The sequence below is a fragment of the Vibrio sp. 99K-1 genome, assembly GCF_013114585.1.
Taxonomy (GTDB): Bacteria; Pseudomonadota; Gammaproteobacteria; order Enterobacterales; family Vibrionaceae; genus Vibrio; species Vibrio chagasii_B.
Genome location: NZ_VTXF01000006.1, coordinates 1 through 22,558 on the forward strand (window position 1 = coordinate 1; position 22,558 = coordinate 22,558).

The window sequence follows — 22,558 nt, forward strand, 5'->3', positions numbered from 1 at the left end:
TTATAAATGTGAGGAATATATCGAAATGATCACCTGTTAATTTAACTTAAGAATTAAGTTAATTATCAATTAACCTTTATTTTCTTTCTATATAATATCGAAAAGGGTTTTAAGTATTTAAAGGTAATACCCAAGCCAATGATGCCAGCGGTTTTAATTCAATATTGAAACAGCCAATCCCTTCCTCTACGCGTAATTCTTGTGACTGAATAGATTCGATATATTCATTAAGAAAGTAACTGCCATCCGCAATTTTAATTGCTTGGGTTACATCACGTGGAATGGCCAAGCAAACACGCTTTGTAGTGTGTTGGCTGAAATTCGCAGCAACTATTGTCAGCTCTTGGTCGTCATAGCGCAGAAATGCGTAAACCGAATCACTCAAATTATTGCTTTGGTGTAAGTCTCGGTAATGCCCAGTCATTGAAGAGTGCTCAAGAGAAAAGTTCATCACCTTCTGATAGAAGTGACGCAGCTGCTTTTCGCTATCGTTTAATAGCCCACCATCGAAGGCGCCGTGGTTCATCCATTTTTGATGCTGTGGGACACCGATGTAGTCAAAGATGGATGTTCGAGAGGGTTGTCCAAAGCCTGCGTTCTCCGCGCCCGGTTCGCCGACTTCTTGTCCAAAATAGACCATGGTCGGTGAGCTGCTCAATAAGGCGCTGACGAGCATTGCAGGTTTGGCGATATTCGGGTCGCCTACAAATTCAGGAGACGCGATACGCTGTTCATCATGGTTATCCAAGAAGTGCAGCATGTGGTGCTCTATGTCCATCATTTGCTGCTGAATCTCGGGAATGATGGCTGTTGAGGCTTTGCCTTGCATAATGGCTTTTAGCCCATCGTATAGGTCCACTTTGTCGTATAGATAGCCCATTTTTCCTAGGTGAATGTAGTCGCGGTACAAATCTGGCTGATACACCTCTGCCATTAGAAAGGCATTGGTTTTTTGCATCTTTATTGATGAGTTGAGATAGCTCCAAAACTCAACAGGCACCATTTCAGCCATATCGTAACGAAACCCATCGACGCCTTTATCTAACCAGAACAAGGCGATGTCTCTGAACTTAACCCAAGAGTTAGGCACATCGATAGATTTCCAGAAATCGAAGTGATCTCGGTAATCACGTTGAGCATAGTCACTCGGTAAGTCTGGGAAATCCTTTGAACCATCAGGGCGCACACCGTAATTGATCTTTACGGTTTCATACCAATCGTCGAAATTGGGTTTCGCTAGGCGTGAGCCATTACCTGTCCATTTAGCGGGTATTTCGACAAATGGAGAGTGTAGGGTTGGGTGTTGTTCACCACCAAGTGGAGTAAAATCGGGCTCGATATTCGGCAGCTCAAAGGCGCTGTTTGGGATGTAGTAGAAGTTATTGTCTCTATGGTATTCGAGACTTGTGTCATCGTGAGCACCAAAGTCACTGACGCCCTCGGGATTATTTAACCCTTTGTAATGACGTGCAACATGGTTAGGGACGATATCGATGATCACCTTTAAGCCGTTGTCGTGACTTCTTTTAATTAGCGCCTCAAATTCCTCTAGTCGCTGCTCGGGGTTATCAGCGAGATCAGGGTTAACTGAGTAGTAATCTTTTACGGCATAAGGAGAGCCTGCACGGCCTTTTACCACGCTTGGGTGATCGTCTGAAATACCAATATGTTTGTAGTCATTGATTAAAGCGTGGTGAGGAACTCCGGTATACCAAATGTGAGTCATTCCAAGCTTGCGAATTTCAGACAGCGCTTTGTCGGTAAAATCACTGAATTTGCCCACGCCATTTTGTTCAAGGGTGCCCCATGGGACATGTTGGGTGTTTTTATTGCCAAATAAACGCGTAAAAACTTGGTAGATGACGTACTTTTTGTTGTACATATTTATAATTCCTTTAACTTCCATCATGTTATGTAGTGATGAAAGGGGTTGTTTATTTTGTGCAGGCTAACTGAATTACAATACGCCTTACTCATCCTTATCAAAATCTACAGGGCGTAATTGCCACAGTATGTGAGCTGTTACCCAAAAGGAGTTGATGTTGTCTTCATCTATTCAAATCGCTACCACTTATTTGGTTCTGGTGGCTGCATCTATGTTGTTTGCGGAAAGTTCTAAAGTGCTGTTGGCGTGGTATTTAGTTATCGGTGTCGTGACGTTTTTTGTGTACGCAAAAGACAAGCGAGCCGCGATTAATGGTAATTGGCGCGTGCCAGAGAAAACCTTGCACATCTTTTCTGTTGTTGGTGGTTGGTTAGGCGCTTTGATCGCACAAGATAAGCTGCGTCATAAAACACAAAAACAGCCTTTCAGAGCGATCTATTGGCTAACCGTAGTAATCAATGTAGCGGCGTTTGTATGGACGTTAACGCCGAGCGGGCAGACGATGTTTGGTCGTTGGGTAAGTGAGATTATCGGGCTTCTTTAACGATAATGATGGCTAGTAACTGTGTACTAACCATCAATAGCTATAGTGAGTCGATTAGAGCATTGGAATCGTTGATGCTAACAGTAACCCCGCCATACCGTAATTAAAGCTTTTGATACGTACTGGAGTTGTTAACCAGTGTTGCAGTTGCTTGCCTGCTGCAGTCCAAAAGGTTACCGACGGTAAGTTAGCTAATGTAAAAATGGCTGCGATGATCGCAAGTTCCCACCATGAACTGCCACTGCTATAAACAGAAATGGCTGTAAGTGCCATTGACCAACCTTTCGGGTTAACCCATTGAAAACTTGCCGCGCCGATGAAGGTCATCGGTTTATAAGCTTCAGTGCTTTTCGCTTTTCCACTCTTGGCTATTTTAATTGCGAGGTACACCAAGTACGCAAGGCTCAGGTATTTCAATACTTGGTGAGTCACCGGATAGGCGTTGAAAACCCCCATTAAACCAAAGCCAACCAATAGCAACATAGCAGCAAAACCTAGAGCAATGCCAAGCATGTGCGGAATAGTACGGGCAAAGCCAACATTGGCACCTGATGTCATGAGCATGATGTTATTTGGACCCGGTGTGAAGGTCGAGACAAACGCAAACAAGGCAAGTGCGCTAAGTTGTTCTAAAGGCATAATGGTTCTCCAGCAATAAAATGAACGAAGTGACTGACCGGTCATGACTTTCACGTGTTGAGAAACATAGTAGGTGGAAAGTGAGGCAATTATGTGCTTTTATTTCCTCTATTATCACTAAATGCACAATAATAAGTACTCATGGATAGATTTGACGAAAGGATATTGCAAGAGCTTAAGTTGGACGGCAGAATCTCCAATATTGAGCTCTCAGAGCGGATTGGTTTGTCGGCTTCAGCGACGTTAAGGCGTGTACAAGATCTTGAGCGGAGAGGCATCATTCAAGGTTATCGTGCGGTTCTCGATAACAGTTTGATGGGCGTGGGTTTTATAGCCTACGTTTCGATCGGTTTATCAAGCCACAAAAAATCTGCTCAATTGGAGTTTGAAGAGCACGTCGCTATGGAGAAAGAGGTGGTCGAGTGTCACAACATCACCGGAGCCAATGAGTACTTGTTGCGAGTCGAGACTAAAGACTTACCGAGCTATAAGAAGTTTCATGCCGATGTGTTAGGGGAATGTGCTCAGGTTCAATCCATCACAACCATGGTGGTGATGGACACCCCTAAAGATGAACGTTAATCGAGCTTAATATCAGGAGCGGCACAGTGCCCAATACCAATCAGTTGCTATTGTTCTTAGATGTAGTTCAACAAGGGTCGTTTACCAAAGCGGCAACCTTGCACGACATGGACAATTCCTCTCTCTCTAAACAGATCAAAAAGCTTGAGCAAGACTTAGGTGTTCAGCTACTCAACCGTTCTACTCGATCGTTTTCTTTGACGTCTGCTGGGGAAGATATTCTTGCGCAAACCTATGTGCTGAAAGACACCATCAATCAGATTCAAGGTATCGCTGATTCGTATCAGTCAGAGCCGAAAGGCGTGCTGCGTATTACGTCGCCTATCTATTTTGGTCAGCAATACCTGCAACCTATCATCACGCAGTTCATGAGAAAGTACCCGGATGTTCAGATCGTACTTTCCTTGGACGACAAGATCGCCAACATCATTGCCGGGCAGTTTGATATTGCGTTCCGCTTTAGCAAGCTGGTGGAATCGAATTTGATTGCGAAGAAGATAGCCGACAGTAACTTCATGCTGGTCGCCTCGAATGACTTTGTGAAGCAGCATGGTGAGCCGAAAACGCCACAAGATCTGTTGTCTCTGCCTGCCGTGATTTATACCAATGGCGATATGACGGTGGATCATCTACGCATAAGTGAAGAGCCGCATGGCAATACTTTTCAGAGCCTGACGATTCGTGGCAATTATAAGGTGAGTGATGTTCGTACTATGGTGTCTTGTGTGAAAGATGGATTAGGTTATGGCTTTCTTGATCAATCAAATCTGTACGCCTCCATGAAAGAGTTGGGCTTAGTGACACTGCTTCCTTATTACGCCATTTCAACAGCTGATACCGCCATTTATGCCGTCTACCCACACCGTAAGCAGACCAAGCTAGTAAAAGAGTTCATCACCTCAGTGCAAGATTATATTGGGTCGCCAACGATTTGGGAGAAGATGCAGCAAGATTAACGGTTTCTCTGCTATATCAAATCAAAAAAGAAGCCAGAACGTCACACGATCTGGCTCTTTTTTACTTTCCTGCCGTCACTAATTTACAATGTAAAGTTCAGATATAGCTAGCGTGAGCGGCTTTTTCTCACAAAGAGTGCCCCTTGGTTGAAGTTAGTGATTGTGAATCACTTCTTTGCCACTTGGGTAAGCTTTTGTCCTCAGTACGTGGCCATCAATTTCTACTTCTTGATCGACGATCAGTGCCCGCTTCATAGATCTTGATATTTCACGCGCGAGTGACGTTGTCACACTTGGTGGGGCAACGTCACCGCTGCTTTCAGGTACAGGTCTTTAACCATCAGTTTCTGGTGAATGGTTGAGTCTAACTTGATGAAAGGCAAGCTCGATAAACCCTCCTTATTGAAGCAAGATCACACGATTTATGGAGTGCGTACGGATTAGTCTTTGCAGACTTCTTATCGTTATGTATTCCTGAGATACTGAACCGAGTTTAAGGCGAAGCGTATAGAGACTGCGTCTCTTGTCACCATCAGGGCTAATAGCCCCAGAAATTAACTACTCAATATAGGCTGCTTGTGGCCGATATAGAGTAGAACGGAACCGAATTAGGTTAAACATTTTATGAGTACAATGGGAATCGCAATTGGTGCGACCGCTCTTTCGTTAATACTTGTTGCTGTGTGGCTGATTTCTTTATCACTAAGAAAGCAGCGCTTGGAACAAGAACGTAAAGCGCGAGCTGTCGCTTACCGAAAGGCGATTGAAAAAGCACGTATCCAAGAGCAAAAAGAGCGCCACTTTAAAGCAGAAACAGGGCATGTCCCGTCGATTCTATATTTAGCGAAAGAGGCTGAACGTAACAATATCAAGGAAGCGTTATATTGGTACGATAAAGCGGCGCATTTGGATAACGTCAACGGCATGTACGGCATTGTTCGCTTAAGTATGAAGCGCAAAGAAGATCTGATCTTGAGAGAACAAGCCAACTTTTGGCAGCTTGCGATCTCTGCCTTAGATAACGATATGTCGGCGAAATTTGAGATGGGTAAAGCGCTGGTCCATGGACGCGGGACCGTGAAGAACATCCCCAAAGGCTACACCTATATTGAGGAATCTGCTGCTGGTGGTAATACCGAAGCGATGCTATTCATGGGTGACTGGTGCCTAGACAAAGAAAACCCAGACTACTCTGCAGAAAGCTCTGTTGATTGGTATCGCAAAGCGGCGGAGAAAAACAACCTAGACGGTAAGATCAAACTGGGTATGAGTTACTTAAATGGTGTTGGCGTAGAGCCTAACCATGGTGAGGCTGTGTACTGGTTTGAGACAGCAGCAGAAAAGAACAGCGCAGAGGCGATGTTTAGAGCCGGTGAGGCATGGATAGACCATGGTGAACACGGTAATGCGATTGCTTATATCTGGCTATTCCTATCTGCTCATTTTGGCTACTCAGAAGCTAAGCAGCAGCGAGATAAAGTAGGCGGTGAGCTAGGTGTCGATGCGGTTGTGGGCTTACAAGCACTGACTAAACCGATCATGACCAAACTTACTCAGCAAGCAATCACTAAGCACTCTATTATCAAGGCGCTCAACAAGCTTTACAAACGCAATATACCGATTCCAAAGAAAGTGAAAGAAGCGTCTGATGAAGAGGCTGAGCCATTAAGTGTAGAGACCAGCCATCTAGAAATACCGGTATCGACTGCACAGGAAGCGAATGTCGATTACAGCCAGCAACCTAGTACCGAACAGACATCCTCAGAGACACAAGCCAATCACGGTATTGACCCTCTAGATTTTAGTCAGTCTAACTGGAACAGAAACTAGTCGATGGTGGTCATCGGCTTATTTAATGAGCCTGCTACCAATCAGCGATGAGTTGATTTAAGTTCTAACTCTTATCTAGAAAATCTAGCCAACAAAAAAGGGAAGCATCTGCTTCCCTTTTTCTTTATATAGTTTTTGGCTTGAGAGCCAAAAAAGGCTTATTAAGCTTTGTTCTGCTCAGCTTTACATACTGCAGCTGTGAACACTACGTCTGTCGAGCTGTTAAGCGCTGTTTCAGCAGAATCTTGAATCACACCGATGATGAAACCTACCGCTACTACCTGCATCGCAACATCGTTTGAGATACCGAATAGACCACATGCAAGAGGGATAAGTAGCAATGAGCCACCCGCAACACCAGATGCACCACATGCCGATACCGCAGCAACTAGGCTTAGTAGGATTGCAGTGAATATATCAATCTCAATACCCATCGTGTGTACAGCAGCCAGCGTTAACACAGTGATAGTGATTGCAGCGCCAGCCATGTTGATGGTTGCACCTAGTGGAATAGATACAGAGTAAGTGTCTTCGTCTAGGTTTAGTTTCTTACAAAGGTTCATGTTTACTGGGATGTTCGCAGCACTTGAACGAGTGAAGAATGCAGTTACGCCTGATTCACGAATACATTGGAATACTAGAGGGTATGGGTTCTGCTTTGTTTTAACGAAAACAAGCAGTGGGTTAACCACTAGAGCAATGATGAGCATTGAACCTAGTAGTACCGCTAGAAGTTGACCATAGCTTGCTAGCGCCTCAAAGCCAGTGGTTGCGAAAGTCGCTGAAACTAGACCGAAGATACCAAATGGTGCTAGGCGAATGATGAAGCGAACAATGTGTGAAACACTGTGGCTTAGATCTTCGAAAACCGCTTTGGTTGTTGCAGATGCGTGGTGCAGAGCCAGACCAAGACCGATAGCCCAAGCAAGAATACCGATGTAGTTTGCGTTCATTAGCGCGCTAACTGGGTTGTCTACAAGCTTGAATAGAAGCGTGTGAAGAACTTCACCAATACCTTGAGGAGGAGTAGCACCTTCCGCGCCAGCAACCAGTGTCAAAGTGGTTGGAAACATGAAGCTTAATACTACGGCTGTAAGTGCAGCTGAGAAGGTACCAATCAGGTAAAGCACGATGATTGGACGCATATGAGTATGCTGACCTTTCTTTTGGTTTGCGATAGAAGCTGCAACAAGAATGAATACTAAAATTGGGGCAACAGCTTTCAGAGCGCCAACAAACAGACTACCTAAAAGGCCTGCGTCTTGAGCTGCTGAAGGAGAAACCATGGCGAGAACGACACCGAAAACAATACCAGCAAGGATCTGTAGGACAAGATTCCCACGAGCGATGCGGGCGAGCATGTTGTGATTTTGCATAAAATACCTGCAATTGTTAATTTATTATAGTGATGTATCTTTTATAAAGTTGTACCGATTCCAACTATACACTAGTGGAATGGGCGGTCATATTAGCGGGATCGTAGCGGGTGTCTAGGAATAGTTTACTTTTAGTGTGATTGTTTGCACTACGTGGTGTTTTTAGAGCTAAATGTTAAATAAATGTATTTTGATTTAGCTAAAAATCTACAAATTCATATTTGGTAGAGCTAATGTACTGTAAATTAGAAGATGTAAATGGCGATTAGTAAGAACATCGTGTGCGTAAATAGTCGCTTTCTTATCTAATTGAAACAAAAAGCCCCACGCGATTGGCACGTGGGGCTCGGTGTTTCAGCTCAGTGTTGAGCGATTAACTCAGATTACCTTTATATCTAGCTGCTTAAGCTGAGCCTTTCTTAATATTGCGGCTTTCTGACTGTACGTTTCGGTACATTTTGGAAAGCTGCTTATTGTTAGCGCGTTGCTCTGCAAGAGAAGCGCCGTTTCTTGCTTGCTCTCTCAGTAGCTTTTGATAGTTAGTAAATCGTCTTTCAGACAGTTCACCACTCTCAATGGCAGCCCTTATCTTGCATCCCGGCTCTGATTCATGATGACAATCAGAGAAGCGGCAGTGCATTGCTAACTCTTCGACGTCTGAAAAAGTTTCACTCACGCCTTCAGCGCAGTCTGCAAGTTGGAGCTCTCGCATTCCTGGAGTGTCGAGAAGCAAGCCACCTGATGCGAGCAAGTGGAGTGATCGTGATGTGGTTGTATGACGACCTTTACTGTCGTGGCGTCTAATTTAACCTAAGTATTGCCATAAAGTGTTACATTCAACTTAAATGTTGGCTTTATGTCATGTAACAATTTTCGATGTATTACTTACAGAAAAGGGCTGATATTAAGCATAACTATTGTTTGTTGTTACAAGAAAATCAATAGAATTTTGATTCCATGTCTATAGTAATGGGACCATTGTTTTTCTTTATTCATTCCCTACACACGTACAAAGGTTTATTCAGGCACCAGTCTGTCTTATAAAGCTTAAATTACTTTCGAAAGCCCATTATAAGACTCACAAACTTTTTTTTCTGCCCGTTTCGATTGACTAATGATACCAAGCCGACTGCGTACTTCAGAAATGTTGTGGTTACATTTTAATATGCAGTGCCAACGTTCTGGCAGCACAAAAAGCGCGCCTTGATACTTAAGTGGCGAAGATGCTAATTTTGCTGCAGAGATTCGATCTTTCTCATTTACAATAGTGACCATAGAGCTAGTGTAGTGACTTTGTCTATCCATTATGCTATCCACTACATTGTATGTGTTCAAGGTTGCAGGGTTAAATATCACTGCGTTCACATCATTTTTTCGTGAGCTAACATTTGCCAACGCACCACCGAGCGAGTGACCTGATGTTGTGATAGAAAAATCCGGGTATTCGTTTTTTAAAGTCATGAGCAGTTCTGTTGCATCTTGATACATTGGTGGTAGCACCCCTATGTACTGGGATGTATTGGTATTGCCGTCATGTTTATCGATGCCATTGTTAGCGTCATCACCAGTACCTCGAAAAACGACTATGATACTAGGTTGATCAATTTGCCACTCATCAATGGCAATCAGAGCCGCATACCGTTTTTGGTCTCTTTAACTTCGCACTCTTTATCAGAGCAAAATCTTCTAATGTCCGGAGCTAACGTTGTAGGTGTACTTGCGTAGATTGCGTCTGATAATTTTGCCAGCTCTTCAATTTCAGGGAGGCGCGAGTAGAAGGCTACAACCCTTGGATCTTGCAAACTTTCTTGTGCTTCACAGTTTAGTATTGGTACATTTTCAGGCGCAGGACCAATAAAAATATTGTAGAGGCTTATGCAGATAGGGCTAATCACAATAGCTATAAAGAAGATGACTTTTTCTCTAAAATTTAGTGCCATATTTTCCTCGAGTAGAATCAGAAAATCATTTCCTGACAAGTAATTATGAAAAGTCTAGTCTTATGATTACTGAATAAATGGGCTTATACTAGTGTCTGAGAGCATTAAAGCATGACAACAAAGTTCGAAACTCACATTGAACACGTTTTAGTTAGAAAGTGCCAAGGGTAGAAATTCAACCTAAGAAACTCTTGGACAAAACTGTTTTACAGATGTTACTAAATTAGCGCTTAACGGATTACCTGAGGTATAGAAAAACTTCTAATCAGTAGGCCGAAATCAGTTACCCACTATACTTCTTGCACACTCAATTTCGGCAACGATAAGATGCAGATAACTAAAGAGTTTGGCGAGTTTTTGATTAACAAAATTGAGAGCCGTATAGCATAAAAAATAAAAGTCGAACGATACAGCATGAAACTATATGGTTCGACTTTACCCACCCCTATCCCTAAGAAACCTTGAACCGTTTCAGCTACTTGCCTCGGCGTTTTCACCTAGTCCGCGACAGATTACAAGGTTATCCGAATACCTATACACAACCTCAACTTTAAAGCTGAGGTGGTGATCCCTAAGAAAGGTATTATTTAGTTGCGCTGGTATCCAGCCCTGATTCGAGGATTAAGCCCCTCTTTAGCTATTGGGTTTTCGGGTACATCTTAAAACGGCAACAGATCGCTATGCAAACCAAGTTTCATTAACTTTTGATAAAATGAGTACTCTAGAGGTTGTACCTGTTTTGCAGAGAAAAATGAACTTTCGTAATTTGCCGAGTTATTTCCATAATACAATCTATCGACTGGATTAGTATTGTCCAGCAATGAAGTTTTAAAGCCATTAAAAGTTTCAAGTATACCGTCAAGATCTAATCGGGTACTGATACAGTACGAATACCAGTTAGCATCCTCGTTATCACTATGAAACACCTCATAATATAAACCTTTACTTAACTGCTCTCGTGTCAATCCACCCCTAAGCTGTTGAATAACATGAAAATTACGGTTATCTTCTAAAACAATAAAACGAAGAACAGCTGTACTACTAATTGCTCTACCTTTCTGAGACAAAACTCTGATTTGATGCTTAAAAACAACCTCTCCAGACAACTTTTCATACCGCGTTACTGCTGCGTCTGATATAGGGTCACAGAAACAGAACAGATGCTCCATCTTCCGTTTTAGCAAATGACCATACTCCTTAATAAAGTACGCCATCTGCCTTTCAGTTGCATTCTTACGTCCATTTCGCCATGCAGAAACTTGAGCAACAGATTTTCCGCTCAACCCCGCTTTAACTGCTATATCCTCGTTTCGATATCCTGCAGCATCTATTGCTAACCTGAGCAGCTGTCTTGTTAGTTTGAACTTCTTATCTGTTTCACCCATCGCCAACCAACTGTTTTTTTTAATGAAAAGCCGATGGCATTAAACCATCGGCTTTAGACTTAGTCATCCCCTAAGTAGTCATCATTATTTGGATTGTGAGCATCCGCCCAGTCATCCATATCAGACTCATTATTAGGGTTATTAATATCAGACCACAGGTCTAGCTCATCTTGTGACATATCTGAAGAATCCATCATAACTATTTCTTTCCTTGATAACGTGAGTTGTTTGGGTTTAGCTGATTTGCTCGATTATCTTGAGCCTTTTGGTACGTGGTGTTATGTCCAGGTGTACCTTTGTTGCCGTTGCCTTGATTTGCTTTATGGTTGTTCTGTTTGTTGTTCTGTTTGTTGTTCATCGTTCTATCTCCATTGTTGAATGAACGATGACATTGTATGAAAGACGGTTTCACAAAGACGAAGATAGAACAGTGATTATTCAGTGATTCTCGGTGATTTTTGATTGGATGTTAGTTAGAGAAGCATACTCTCGCAGATTATCAGTTCGGATTGCTGCAACGTTTCAACGGCTAGATAGCCGAAGGCATAAATACCACACAGTTTTAATAGCTGAACAGGAGTCGGAACACTCAGTAATCACAGGTTGCTTCAAATAAGGTTTGATAGGGTAAGTCCGCTTCAACAGAATATGATTGAGCTTTTACTCTGAATGACAATGGGGCGTTTCTGAGTTAAGAAGTGCCATCTGTGAAGGTTCTGGACAAAAACGATTTAGACCTATAGCTCTAAACCGTTTATACAAGATTAAAAAGAGTACCTTGAAACCTGAAATGCTTGTTATAAGCCTAGTTCCGATACAGTGTTACTATATTTTCCTCATTAAATTCAACGATATCACCTCGAAACAAGCCATTTACTTCTAGTTGTGGTTCTGGACCTAAGTGTATAATTTCACCCTCTATGCAGTCATCCCATACTTCAGTGATTTCTACCTTAACTTCAAATTCTCCAGATCTTAATTTTGCGTGTTCACCGACTTCTATTTCACTATCCATATCCGGAACCATGGTTCCATCACCTGAGTAAGTTAGTGGTCCATTAACATCATCCCAATCCATATAATCTCCTTATGATTTGAATCACACACACGATTTATAACCAAACCTTTATACAGTGTTAAAAACTGTATTTTTGTGAATCAAATCAATTAACAACACATGGTACACGTTTAGGGAAAAGGTCTTAAAACTACAGGTATGTGTTCTTGTGATCGTGGCTTATAACGCCTTGTTATGTTGATCTTTTGGCGATAAAACTCAATGACAACATAGACAAACCTACAGCGCCTAGCGCGAAAGATAACGATGGTTTTATCCAGGTAAAGTCTTGAAGTCCAAATTGAGGAGCAAATGCCATAGCCAACGCTATAAAACCCAATATCGGAAACATTGGAACAGAATGATACGCACTAAAATAACTAGCTCCCGCAAATAAAAGGGCATAAGAAACAATAGCCACAGCGACAGCAACTATAAGATTCGCAGCAACTCCTAAACTCGGAGAGACACTGTAAAGCCAAGCGATGTCACTTCCCTCGCTTAGTGATGCGGGAAAATAGTCGTAATACGCAATTGAAAGAAAAGGAATGGCAAGCAAGTCCGCATGCTCTTTAACTGCTGAGAATTTATCTAAAATATCCATACCAACCTCCTTATATAAATAAATATGCATTTTGCTACATATGACTTGGGAGATCAACATAACGCCTTGTTAGACGCAAACTCAACTTTATCAGTAGCTTAATAAGATTTACAATGAATCAAATCTCTTAGGTACTCATTTATGATTGAAAGCATCCCGGTAAACTTTGGCGCGATAAGGTATTTTTTAGATATGTTGAGACACAAACCCGAGCACAATACCTTAGTTGTAGGGAAGCAATTTGATAGTAATAAACTATTTGCCGTTGCATTAGTTGATGACGCAAAAATTGCAGGGTTCTATGTTTATCCCAATTGTCGCCTTCTTTTCTGGCGTAGATGGTCTATGCGCAGAGAGTGCATTTATGTATATGATGTAAAAACCGACTCCGCTATAGATCCTAATGGCTTTTTTTCTGATGCGTATCCCTTATCAGAGAAAGAATCGAGAATTTATAGGAAGTATGGTTATAGCGTCATAGTGAAAACAAGGTTAAGAAATTATTCTATTAATGATACTTTCAGGCTGGGTGACGCCTAACATTTTAATATCGTGCCAGCACGAATTTATATATTCAGAATATCTTAAGCACCATCTCTAACTAACTGAAAATTATGTATATAATTCAGATTTTTCTAACCTCTAGTTGAAAGCCGTGCAAGCACATATTCCTTCCGATTCAAGGCACGTTATCAATCAAAAATTTCCTTTTAGTTCTCAATTATTCAATAGATTAGAAATAGTTGAACAATATATTCGTGCGTGAGTGTGATTGAACATTAGCCTGTTGTTTGTGGATTAGAACATTTAGCTTCATTGTTGGAACTCTAGGCATGAGTAAAAGTAAGGTAAATTGCAGGGTTTGAAACTAAGTTCAATCCATCTCTAGCTCACTTTGGGGCACTTTTGAGCTAGAAGGTGCCATGGGTAAAACTTCAGATCTATGAAGCCTATGGACAGAAGTTAGTTAGCACTTTTCCTAATTTAGATAATCATGAGTTACTTTAAATATGGAATATTCTCAATTCCCGTACAAATATGCACGGTCAATTGCGGAAGATGCTCATCATGGAAGTTGCGTCACGCTGCTTGCGTGATGAGTTTGTCGAACTGAAAGGGGGGAAGAACTGATTTAGCTACTCCAAACGCCCCAGCATAGGGCAAAGATGAGTCAATAGCAGTATCCAAGCTTTTGATTAAAATTGCGAAACATATGATAACATAAGCGCATAAAACCATTGCATAACTACAATGAATTAACATAAATCAATACTGAGACATGAAGAGCATGAAGTTGGATATAGAAACTATTAGAAGCGCATATCTTTCACTCAAGAGCTACGCTTATCAAGATAATCTCAACCTATTTTTGAAACAAAGAGTAGCTGCTTTCGAAAGTACAGACCTTGACACATCTCTTCAAAAGATACTTTCAGTTCTAAAAAGCAAAAATCCCGTGGCTACTAATGATTTTAAAGATTGGTTGGACGAAATTTCCTATCATTTGTTACCGAAGTCAGTATCAAGAACTGAAGATACCAAACAAAACCAGCATAATGAGAGAAATGGCCTTTTCATTTCAAACATTACATCTTCACCTCAGTATCAAGTTGAAAAAGTAAACTACTTTATCAATGCCCCAGTTGAGCTTCATGTTGTAGAGATGTTGTGGTGTACCGTAGTAGGCTCTGTAATGGATAGTAAACTGTCTGATGATTGTTATGGGAATAGACTCAAAAGCTTCCTGACCAGCAATGACACTGAGGATAAGCCTTCAAATTACACTAAAGATATCTTTAAGCGTTATGTAGACCAATACAATCAGTGGCGAGATCAAGCTATTGAAATAGCATCAAACCTCGCGGACAAGGAAGAAGATGTTGCTCTTCTATCTCTCGACTTGAAATCATACTTCTATCATGTTGATTTCGATTTCAACTCAATATCTGACTTCATTGAACAAAATAAGGGTTGTTTTGTCGACCTAGAATTGGCTAAGTTATTGACCGAAGCCTTGGAAAAAGTCCACGATACATACAATTATACTACTTATAAGTCCGCAACACTGACTCACCCTGATTGCCAGGAAAAATTGTGGCTACCTATAGGCATGGCTTCGTCCGCCATCATCGCCAACTGGTATCTATCTGAGTTTGATGAGGATATCTCTAATAAAGTTAGACCCTCATACTATGGTCGTTACGTAGACGATATCCTGCTAGTTTTTAGACGCCCAAACTTTGAACAACAAAACCCAATTGAAAGCTTTATTGAACACTATTTCAACAATCTATTGAAACGAGATAAAGGCCCAAAAGCTGACTATTTCATTACTATCGCTCAGAACAAGCTTCCGATTCAAAGGGATAAACTAATACTCCAGTACTTCGACAAAAACCACAGTAAAGCTGGACTAGACATATTCAAACAAGAGCTAGAAGAAAGAAGTAGTGCTTTTAAGTTTTTACCTACAGAGCACATTGACAAAGAACTGGATAAATTTGCTTATGATATTCTGTATGATGGTTCAGCTAATAAGCTGAGGAGTGTTGTTGGTCTAGCTGAAAATGAAACTGAGTTATCAAAATATTTATCGAGCCATATAACTGCGCATAGACTCTGTAAGTTAGACTATAACAGCACTGTCATACCTGACATTCAACTTTTCTTTAGAGGAGCTAATGCCCTTCAATTCAACCGTCTTTGGGAAAAAGTCTACCAATATGCTCTGGTAACCAAAAGATATGATTTTATATTTAGATTCGTAAACACATTAGAATCTGAAATCAAGAAGATTCGGGTTATCAATCCTACAAGTCAAAGGGTTAGAAAAAGATTGACGACTAAACTCCACAAAGATATGGAGTTATATAACCATCTATCTCTATCTCTTACGGTCGCCTTGCTAGATATTGCTGAACCGCCAGAAGAAGGTACTGATGAGGCGCATAAAGTATTTCTAAGCAGCGGCAAAGACAAACTAGCGGCCTTCATATTTGAAAATCAACTAGCCCATTACTCATGGTCATTTAGAAAATCAAATCTGCTTCGACATCATTTAGTTTCATGGCCATTAGCCAACTTTGCTGATTTCAACGGAGACCTTACGAACGAAGACTCGTTTCTAGAGATTGAAACAGTTGCTTTGTGTGCTGAGAAAATAAAAATGTCACCTAGGTTTATCCACTTAGATGAGTGGCAACTATTCAAACTACCCGATGCTCTTCACGCAGAAAAACAGCTCGTAGAATGGCAAAAAAGCTCCCTAATATCCTACGAGGAAAAGGTTTTTTTCCAGAAACTGCCTGTTGATTTTGAGCCACTAGACGATAAGAGCAATGTTAAGTCTACTTTTACTGTTGGGAGTAGTAAGAGCAAGCACAGCATAAGACTTGCGTTAGCCAACATGGTTGTAGATGAGCGAGATATCGATTCATCTTTAAGGAAGGACAAACGCTCCAATGTGAGCTTCGAACGTCAGAAGAGGTTATATCAGTTACTAAACTCAGCGATCAAAGAGCAGGCAGAACTCTTAATTATGCCAGAAGTCGCTATACCAGTCACTTGGCTTCCTTTTATGGTAGCTCACTCTCGCAGACATCAGATAGGGTTGATATTTGGGTTAGAGCATTGGGTCGTAGGCAACCAAGTTTATAATTTAATCATTGAAGTACTCCCATTCAAAGCTTCGAACAAATATAAGTCGTGTGCAATCTCCGTTAGGCTTAAAAACCACTACGCTCCTAGTGAATTAGAGCTTATTGATTCACTAAGACTTGCACCCGCAAACATGCTGCATAAACCAAAGAACTATTACCATAAAGTAAATTGGAACGGAGTAAGTTTTACCACATACAACTGTTTCGAGTTATCTGACATAGAACACAGAACTCTATTCAAATCTGAAGTTGATATGATCTTCGCGTGTGTATGGAACAAGGATACTAACTACTACCAACATATCTTGGAGTCTGCTGTCAGAGACCTTCATTGCTATGTAGTTCAATCCAACACGTCTCAATATGGCGGCTCATGCGTACTTAGACCAAGTAAAACATATAATAAAACAATGCTTTATGTCAAAGGTGGAAACAATGCTTGTGTTTTAACGACCGATATAGATATACAAAAGCTAAGGGAGTTTCAGTACAAATCTAGACCAGGTGCAGGGGCCTCATTCAAGCACTTGCCCCCAGGTTACGATTGCGAAAAAGTAATAAGTCGTTGAGATATAGAATAAAACACTTTTAGGAGCTAAGTATGTATTTAGATTTTGGTGCAGCACAATTTTTAAGTTTTGAGTTCTGGGATGCACGAGCCGATATATTCGTCATGATAATCGCTTTCTTCGCACTTGTATTTGCCATCATCCAGATATTGTCTTCACGCAATGAAGCGAGAAGAGCTACAGCATACGCTTCATATCAAAGTTACTTAAATCTATGTTTTGAGCACCCAGAGCTAGCCAGAGGTACTAAGATGAATATAACGAGCGACCCAGCCACTTATTCAAAGTACCGTTGGTTTATCGCTCAGATGCTCTTTTGTTTTGAGCAAGTGTTAGATGCTGAACCTAATAGCGATACATGGAACGAAGCTATCAAATCGCAGCTTAAAAGACATGTATGGCATCTTGAAGTATCAAAATCAGTTGCTAGAAAAGAATGGAGTTCTCGGTTAAGAAAGCACTTACCAGAACCAAGAGAGCAAACCACGGCGGAACTCATCTCAGGCTAATAACTAACGGTTGTGAGTTTATTCTAGGAAGCATCACGGACAGGAAATTAAATGAGCCAGTTGTAAAGACTCATGCATGATTTGGCAGTTTGTATTATATAGTGTCGATTACCTTCATTTTCAACTCAATACCTACACAGTTCACTTTTTGACAAAAGTTTGTCGGAGGCTTTACTCAATTAGCCACTTTTGGATTACCCTATAGAATGGTTTAAAGCATTACACAAAACCACGCGGGGATATGCTGAGTGCGGATAACTTCTAGTAGGAGCAAACGCATGCCCTAGATTTTGTAATTCATGTGCTCTAAACAATTTTGGGGCACTTTCGGGTGGGAAAGTGCCGACTGTAACTGTTTTGGACAAAAGCGTGTCAGTGATTTTGCTAATTTAGTGATATGTGGATTAGGTCAGGTATCATAAAGCAATGCTGGCAAAGCCATGTCCATCTCTATTTATGTGGCAAAATGGCCTAACCCACCACGCTGAAATATGGCGTCAATATGGGTAAAATATCCTCATGAATCAGTTGCTTATACAATCTCACTTGTCTATTTACGACTGCGGTGAAGCCAAAGTTTAACACTAAGGTGCTGAATTGGTTACAAAACCGCTGGCTTTAGTTGCGTAAGCACATCATAAGGGGGCATATATACTCCGCCTAGTATTTCAAGACAATATATACTTATAGTCACCTGATTACGTATGAATAGAATGGCATTTAGGAAGTTCCATAGTATCATCTCAGCAATAACCTTCGGAATTATGGGAATTTATTGAGTGATACTTTCTGGTTTTGCATTCTCTGGCTATCGCAGCTTCGGCAATGAAGAAAAAGCTGTCATTGCCCCCCTTCAAAAGATCAACTTTCTAATTGGTGCTAACAACTCAGGTAAGTCGAATGTGATGAGGCTTATCTGTGAACACCAAACCTTGTTTACAAAACACGAGACAAAGTTCGATCAGCTTGATATTCCTCAAGTGGGCTCTGGCAACTTCAAGTTTTCAATTGCAGCATCAAAGGAAACTGTAAAGGCGCTGAGTAAAAGCCTTATAAAGCGAACAGATTACAAAGAGCAGGAAGTACACTTTGAGTGGCTTTTTGGTACAGAACTTTTTGGGCATATTGGACAAGGCGAAGATGTTTATACTTGGTTCAATTTTGACCATCGCAGTAGTCATACTCACGAACCTCTAGACAATCAATATGCCATTAACCTAGCTGTACCTGAAGGTTTTAGTTGGAGAAGTCTCAACATTTCTCTGAATAATAGCTACTACCAGACTGATAAACAGAATATTCCAGATGTTTTAAATGCAATGGCAATGGTAAAGCCCAAGCTAAACTTTAGCCCCATATTCATACCTGCAATTCGTCAAATTGGCCAGTTCGACTCTCAGCTATCTAACCAATCGGATTTTAGTGGTTCAGGTATTATTGAGCGTCTTCAAAAGCTAGAACGCCCAGCGATTGGTACAAACCAACAAGACAAAAAAAAATTCGCTAAGATTAATACCTTTTTGCGTTCTGTGTTAGAGAATGACAGTGCTACTCTAGAAATACCTCATGATCGATCGATGATCATCGTACATATGGATGACAAGACTCTCCCATTAGAGTCTCTGGGCACTGGTATTCATGAGGTTGTTATCTTGGCTGCTGCCGCGACACTCCTTGAAAATACTGTTGTGTGTATAGAAGAACCTGAACTTCATTTGCACCCAATCCTTCAGCGTAAGCTCATCAACTACCTAAATACTGATACCAACAATCAGTACTTTATTACGACACACTCTGCACACCTACTTGATGCGACTGAGGCTCAAATTTTCCATGTATCGATGGAAGAGGGCGTATCAAAAGTCGCGGCTGTTTCTAATACGCGCGAGCGTTCTGAACTTTGCGCAAGCCTAGGTTACAAAGGCTCGGACATTCTCCAAGCCAATTGCGTGATTTGGGTAGAAGGCCCATCAGATAGAACCTACTTAAACTATTGGCTTAAAGCTAAGGATGATAGCCTAGTGGAAGGGATACACTACTCTATAATGTTTTATGGTGGACGCTTAGCTAGTCATCTCAGCGGATACGATCCTGATGAACTAGAAGAACATGAAAAAGAACTTATCTCACTGCGGAAATTGAATCGTAGCAGTGTCATCATGATCGACAGCGATAAAGCCGCACCACAAAGCAGAATCAATGATACAAAGAAGCGCCTACGAGATGAGTTCAACATGGGCCCAGGGTTTGCTTGGGTAACAGAAGGCCGTGAAGTAGAGAACTATTTAGATGAGGATAAGCTGGAAGATACTGTAACAGCCGTTCATCCTAAATCAGCGATTAAGCTACGTGCTAAAGGAAAGTGGGAGAACCTTCTTGAGTTCACACATAAAACCGTTTCTAAGAACAAAGCTAAACCCTACCCTACAGCTAGTAAGGTAAAAGTAGCAAACCACTACACCGACAATTACCCTGCAGACTTAACCAAGTTAGATCTAAACAAACGTCTTAACCAACTAGTCACGTTCATTAAGAAATCTAATCATATAGAATAACGCTACGGGGTATATGGGCTTCTCCTTTTTTCAAGCTATAACAGGCTGAAAAGTAAGGAATTAACGGTTATTCCAAATAACTTTACAAAGATAGTGCTTAGGGTAACTACAGGGTATAAATACTGGTAGTGTAATAATTAACATTGAGCAGGCTAACAGGCTATGACAGAACAGTGTCAAATTTGCATTTTGCCTTGCATAAGTTCAAGGCAGGGTAAGCTCGCATCCACAAGATATAAACGAGTATTTGGTCTAAACAGGAATGGAGAAATGTGTGCTTGCCGTGATCGGCTTTAGCACACCTCTGGACAAAGACGTGTCAGTAGTTCTTATAATTTTGCTATCATCGAATAACTTTAGATATCCCAAAACGCAATCAGGCTCCGCTGAACGCAGTGCCTGAGTTGTAACAAAATGAACAGAAACGTTCAATTTCGATCTGTGGTGGCGGGTTCACTTTATGCAGAATCTTTTGCAGGACATGCAAACTGCAATTTACCCTTGAAGCGCGTCTGCCCATTATTAGTTAGAGTGGTTACATATACATTTTACCTACTCCTATTAATGTGGCAGGTATTAGAGTTAGCCAGTGGGAAGTAGTTATAATAGTTCAGCGATTAACTCTTTAATACTCTCCACATCACTATCATTAAAATCAAACAGTTCGGTGTACCCATCCATAATACTACCATCGATATCTTTAATGTTTTTATCTTCCATTAATTCATGGATAGCTTGCTCTAGTTTGAAACACTCCATCAAGGTACCGTTACCAACAGCAATCTCTTCCCATAGAACGCCTCGCTCTGATGACATTCGTTCAGCTACTGTGGTCGTTGTAATTCCGACCTTATACGCTAATCGCTCATCGACAATCATTTCTAAGAAGTACAAAAAACTAGGTGTGTTAGCTAACTCTTCATCGCGTTCAAGGATAGTCATGTTATAACGGCCACTATTCACAACCCTTTTATTGCCTAACTCAATGGCGTCCGCTAGGGTCATTCTAGTCAGTCGACTTGATAGCAATTTTTCTGACATTCCAACATATTGGGCAACATCTCGAACTGTCCCAAACTCCTTTCCATCCCATTTGTAAACTGTCAAGTGTGGCGCTATATCGAGCCCAACAATCTGTCGAGGAGTCCACCCCATCTCCCTTCTACCTCTCAATGTTTCGATCTTAATACCATATTCTTTAGCTGCGTCCTGTAGAGTTGGAAATACTTTTCCATCTACTATAAATGACTTATGCTTACCCTCAAGCTTCACTGCGTCTTCTGGTGTCCAGCCATAATCAACAATACGTTGTCGTACCACGTATTGTTTTAAGCCGTACTCATCAGCTAGAGCCTTGTAAGATGAATAAGTTTTACCGTCAACAACCATAACTGGAACGTTATGAGACCTTTTTTTTGTAGGAACATTACGTTGAGGAGTGAGGATACCACGATCAATTTTTTCTTTTGATAGTGCTTGTTCAACAGTTGCTCCGCGATTAAGGCGATCACGAATCGTACTCTCATTTATACCAAACGCCTTAGATAGCGCTGGGATAGTATATTCTTTTCCTTGATATTCATGTTTTTTTACTTTAGCGGTAGTCGTACGACCATCAACAGTAGGTTCTTGACCCAGAGCCTGACCAATAGTAAGTCCGCGTTTTCTGCGAACACGGAAGGTGGCTCTATCAACATTGAAAACCGCGCATATATTTTTCTGTGAAGTGTAAACCACTCCCTCATATTCAATTGCCTTTGCGCTATCAGGTATATACTTTTTCTTGGAAATTACTTTTGACTCTTCAACATAGTCTTTACGTTCGGTTTTCTTGACCAGATCCTCACCACGCTTTCCTCGAGAATACCTTTTGAACATAGTATTAAAGTTAACTTTGTATGCTTCAGCAATTTCTTTTATGGTTTTATATATAACGCCTTCAATAAGCTGAGGCTCAATGAAGGTAGTTCCAGTCTTCTTTTTAGAGGCAACTATAGCTTCTTCAATATCCATACCTTCATTTAGCCGTATAGTCAGAGTAGGCTTAGAGCAATTGATCAGATGCTTGTTCTCAATAAAGAAAGAACTTAGACTTTTGTAGACTACGCCACGGAACTCTATAGGTTTCATGTTTCTCACAACTTATACAATCGAATCTTATACACCCATCATACCATCATTGATGCACATATAATTGTAGACTAGGTGTTTCTAGCGTACTGATAAGGCTTCTGCTTTCTATACACTTATTTGCTTCGCCTGAGCTCAATGCTTCAATCATTAAAAAGAAGATTTGCATTACCATAGTTAATTTATGATGTGCTAATTTAGTAAAATCAAATATTATTTTCTTTTCAATTTCGAGACATGTCCTCCAACAAACTCGCGTAGCTATGCAGGAGAGAGTTGCTGACTATAAACACCGCTTTTAGGAGACTCCGCATACTGATGCTACACGGACTACCTTT

At 41.0% G+C, this 22,558-nt stretch carries 19 protein-coding genes and 1 pseudogene; 8 read left to right on the top strand and 12 right to left on the bottom strand.

Annotated features, from left to right (window positions below):
- Positions 1-109: 109 nt before the first annotated feature.
- Positions 110-1,882, bottom strand: a complete 1,773-nt coding sequence (locus F0228_RS06270) for an alpha-amylase family protein (RefSeq protein ID WP_171762022.1) — start codon at positions 1,880-1,882, stop codon at positions 110-112.
- A 157-nt stretch (positions 1,883-2,039) separates the two neighbouring features.
- On the opposite strand from F0228_RS06270, the gene F0228_RS06275 reads away from it, so the two are divergent.
- Positions 2,040-2,429 (top strand): DUF1294 domain-containing protein, encoded by a 390-nt coding sequence (locus F0228_RS06275; RefSeq protein WP_171762023.1) that lies wholly within the window; start codon positions 2,040-2,042, stop codon positions 2,427-2,429.
- Between the two features lie 54 nt (positions 2,430-2,483).
- On the opposite strand, the gene F0228_RS06280 is transcribed toward F0228_RS06275, so the two are convergent.
- Positions 2,484-3,068 (bottom strand): LysE family translocator, encoded by a 585-nt coding sequence (locus F0228_RS06280; RefSeq protein WP_060980635.1) that lies wholly within the window; start codon positions 3,066-3,068, stop codon positions 2,484-2,486.
- A 141-nt stretch (positions 3,069-3,209) separates the two neighbouring features.
- Between F0228_RS06280 and F0228_RS06285 the strand changes: the two genes are divergently transcribed.
- From F0228_RS06285 to F0228_RS06295, 3 genes are all read left to right on the top strand, one after another.
- Positions 3,210-3,650 carry an Lrp/AsnC family transcriptional regulator gene (locus F0228_RS06285; protein WP_171762024.1) on the top strand — a complete coding sequence of 147 codons (441 nt, stop codon included), beginning with the start codon at positions 3,210-3,212 and terminating at the stop codon, positions 3,648-3,650.
- Between the two features lie 26 nt (positions 3,651-3,676).
- Entirely contained in the window at positions 3,677-4,606 is a 930-nt protein-coding gene (locus F0228_RS06290) for a LysR substrate-binding domain-containing protein (protein WP_171762025.1), read from the top strand.
- 633 nt (positions 4,607-5,239) lie between these two features.
- On the top strand, positions 5,240-6,436 hold the full coding sequence (locus tag F0228_RS06295) for a tetratricopeptide repeat protein (protein ID WP_061032125.1): 1,197 nt from the start codon (positions 5,240-5,242) through the stop codon (positions 6,434-6,436).
- A 161-nt stretch (positions 6,437-6,597) separates the two neighbouring features.
- Here the strand turns inward: F0228_RS06295 and sstT are convergent, their stop codons facing one another.
- The 9 genes and pseudogenes from sstT to F0228_RS06340 form a co-directional block, all read right to left on the bottom strand.
- Entirely contained in the window at positions 6,598-7,812 is a 1,215-nt protein-coding gene (sstT, locus tag F0228_RS06300; protein WP_004740432.1) for a serine/threonine transporter SstT, read from the bottom strand.
- Positions 7,813-8,215: 403 nt separating this feature from the next.
- Positions 8,216-8,605, bottom strand: a pseudogene (gene rsgA, locus F0228_RS06305) (GTPase RsgA); the annotation flags it as partial.
- Positions 8,606-8,859: 254 nt separating this feature from the next.
- The gene (locus F0228_RS06310) at positions 8,860-9,300 is read right to left on the bottom strand and encodes a YqiA/YcfP family alpha/beta fold hydrolase (protein ID WP_171762026.1); all 441 of its coding nucleotides are present in this window, start codon (positions 9,298-9,300) and stop codon (positions 8,860-8,862) included.
- Positions 9,301-9,437: 137 nt separating this feature from the next.
- On the bottom strand, positions 9,438-9,752 hold the full coding sequence (locus F0228_RS06315) for a hypothetical protein (protein WP_171762027.1): 315 nt from the start codon (positions 9,750-9,752) through the stop codon (positions 9,438-9,440).
- Positions 9,753-10,411: 659 nt separating this feature from the next.
- Positions 10,412-11,137, bottom strand: coding sequence for a hypothetical protein (locus tag F0228_RS06320; protein ID WP_171762028.1), 726 nt, complete (start codon positions 11,135-11,137; stop codon positions 10,412-10,414).
- 59 nt (positions 11,138-11,196) lie between these two features.
- Complete coding sequence (locus tag F0228_RS06325; RefSeq protein WP_171762029.1) at positions 11,197-11,334, bottom strand: hypothetical protein; 138 nt, start codon at positions 11,332-11,334, stop codon at positions 11,197-11,199.
- 2 nt (positions 11,335-11,336) lie between these two features.
- Positions 11,337-11,495: an alpha-amylase gene (locus F0228_RS06330; RefSeq protein ID WP_171762030.1), complete on the bottom strand. Its 159-nt coding sequence runs from the start codon at positions 11,493-11,495 to the stop codon at positions 11,337-11,339.
- 447 nt (positions 11,496-11,942) lie between these two features.
- Entirely contained in the window at positions 11,943-12,215 is a 273-nt protein-coding gene (locus F0228_RS06335) for a hypothetical protein (protein WP_171762031.1), read from the bottom strand.
- Positions 12,216-12,387: 172 nt separating this feature from the next.
- Entirely contained in the window at positions 12,388-12,798 is a 411-nt protein-coding gene (locus F0228_RS06340; RefSeq protein ID WP_108180394.1) for a hypothetical protein, read from the bottom strand.
- A gap of 141 nt (positions 12,799-12,939) precedes the next feature.
- On the opposite strand from F0228_RS06340, the gene F0228_RS06345 reads away from it, so the two are divergent.
- The 4 genes from F0228_RS06345 to F0228_RS06360 all read left to right on the top strand — a co-directional run bounded on the left by F0228_RS06345 (position 12,940) and on the right by F0228_RS06360 (position 20,090).
- Complete coding sequence (locus tag F0228_RS06345; RefSeq protein WP_171762032.1) at positions 12,940-13,338, top strand: hypothetical protein; 399 nt, start codon at positions 12,940-12,942, stop codon at positions 13,336-13,338.
- A gap of 748 nt (positions 13,339-14,086) precedes the next feature.
- Positions 14,087-17,026, top strand: coding sequence for an RNA-directed DNA polymerase (locus F0228_RS06350; protein WP_102362622.1), 2,940 nt, complete (start codon positions 14,087-14,089; stop codon positions 17,024-17,026).
- A gap of 32 nt (positions 17,027-17,058) precedes the next feature.
- The gene (locus tag F0228_RS06355) at positions 17,059-17,535 is read left to right on the top strand and encodes a hypothetical protein (RefSeq protein ID WP_171762033.1); all 477 of its coding nucleotides are present in this window, start codon (positions 17,059-17,061) and stop codon (positions 17,533-17,535) included.
- 779 nt (positions 17,536-18,314) lie between these two features.
- The gene (locus F0228_RS06360) at positions 18,315-20,090 is read left to right on the top strand and encodes an AAA family ATPase (RefSeq protein WP_171762034.1); all 1,776 of its coding nucleotides are present in this window, start codon (positions 18,315-18,317) and stop codon (positions 20,088-20,090) included.
- 600 nt (positions 20,091-20,690) lie between these two features.
- On the opposite strand, the gene F0228_RS06365 is transcribed toward F0228_RS06360, so the two are convergent.
- On the bottom strand, positions 20,691-22,103 hold the full coding sequence (locus tag F0228_RS06365; protein WP_171762035.1) for a GIY-YIG nuclease family protein: 1,413 nt from the start codon (positions 22,101-22,103) through the stop codon (positions 20,691-20,693).
- Positions 22,104-22,558: the final 455 nt, after the last annotated feature.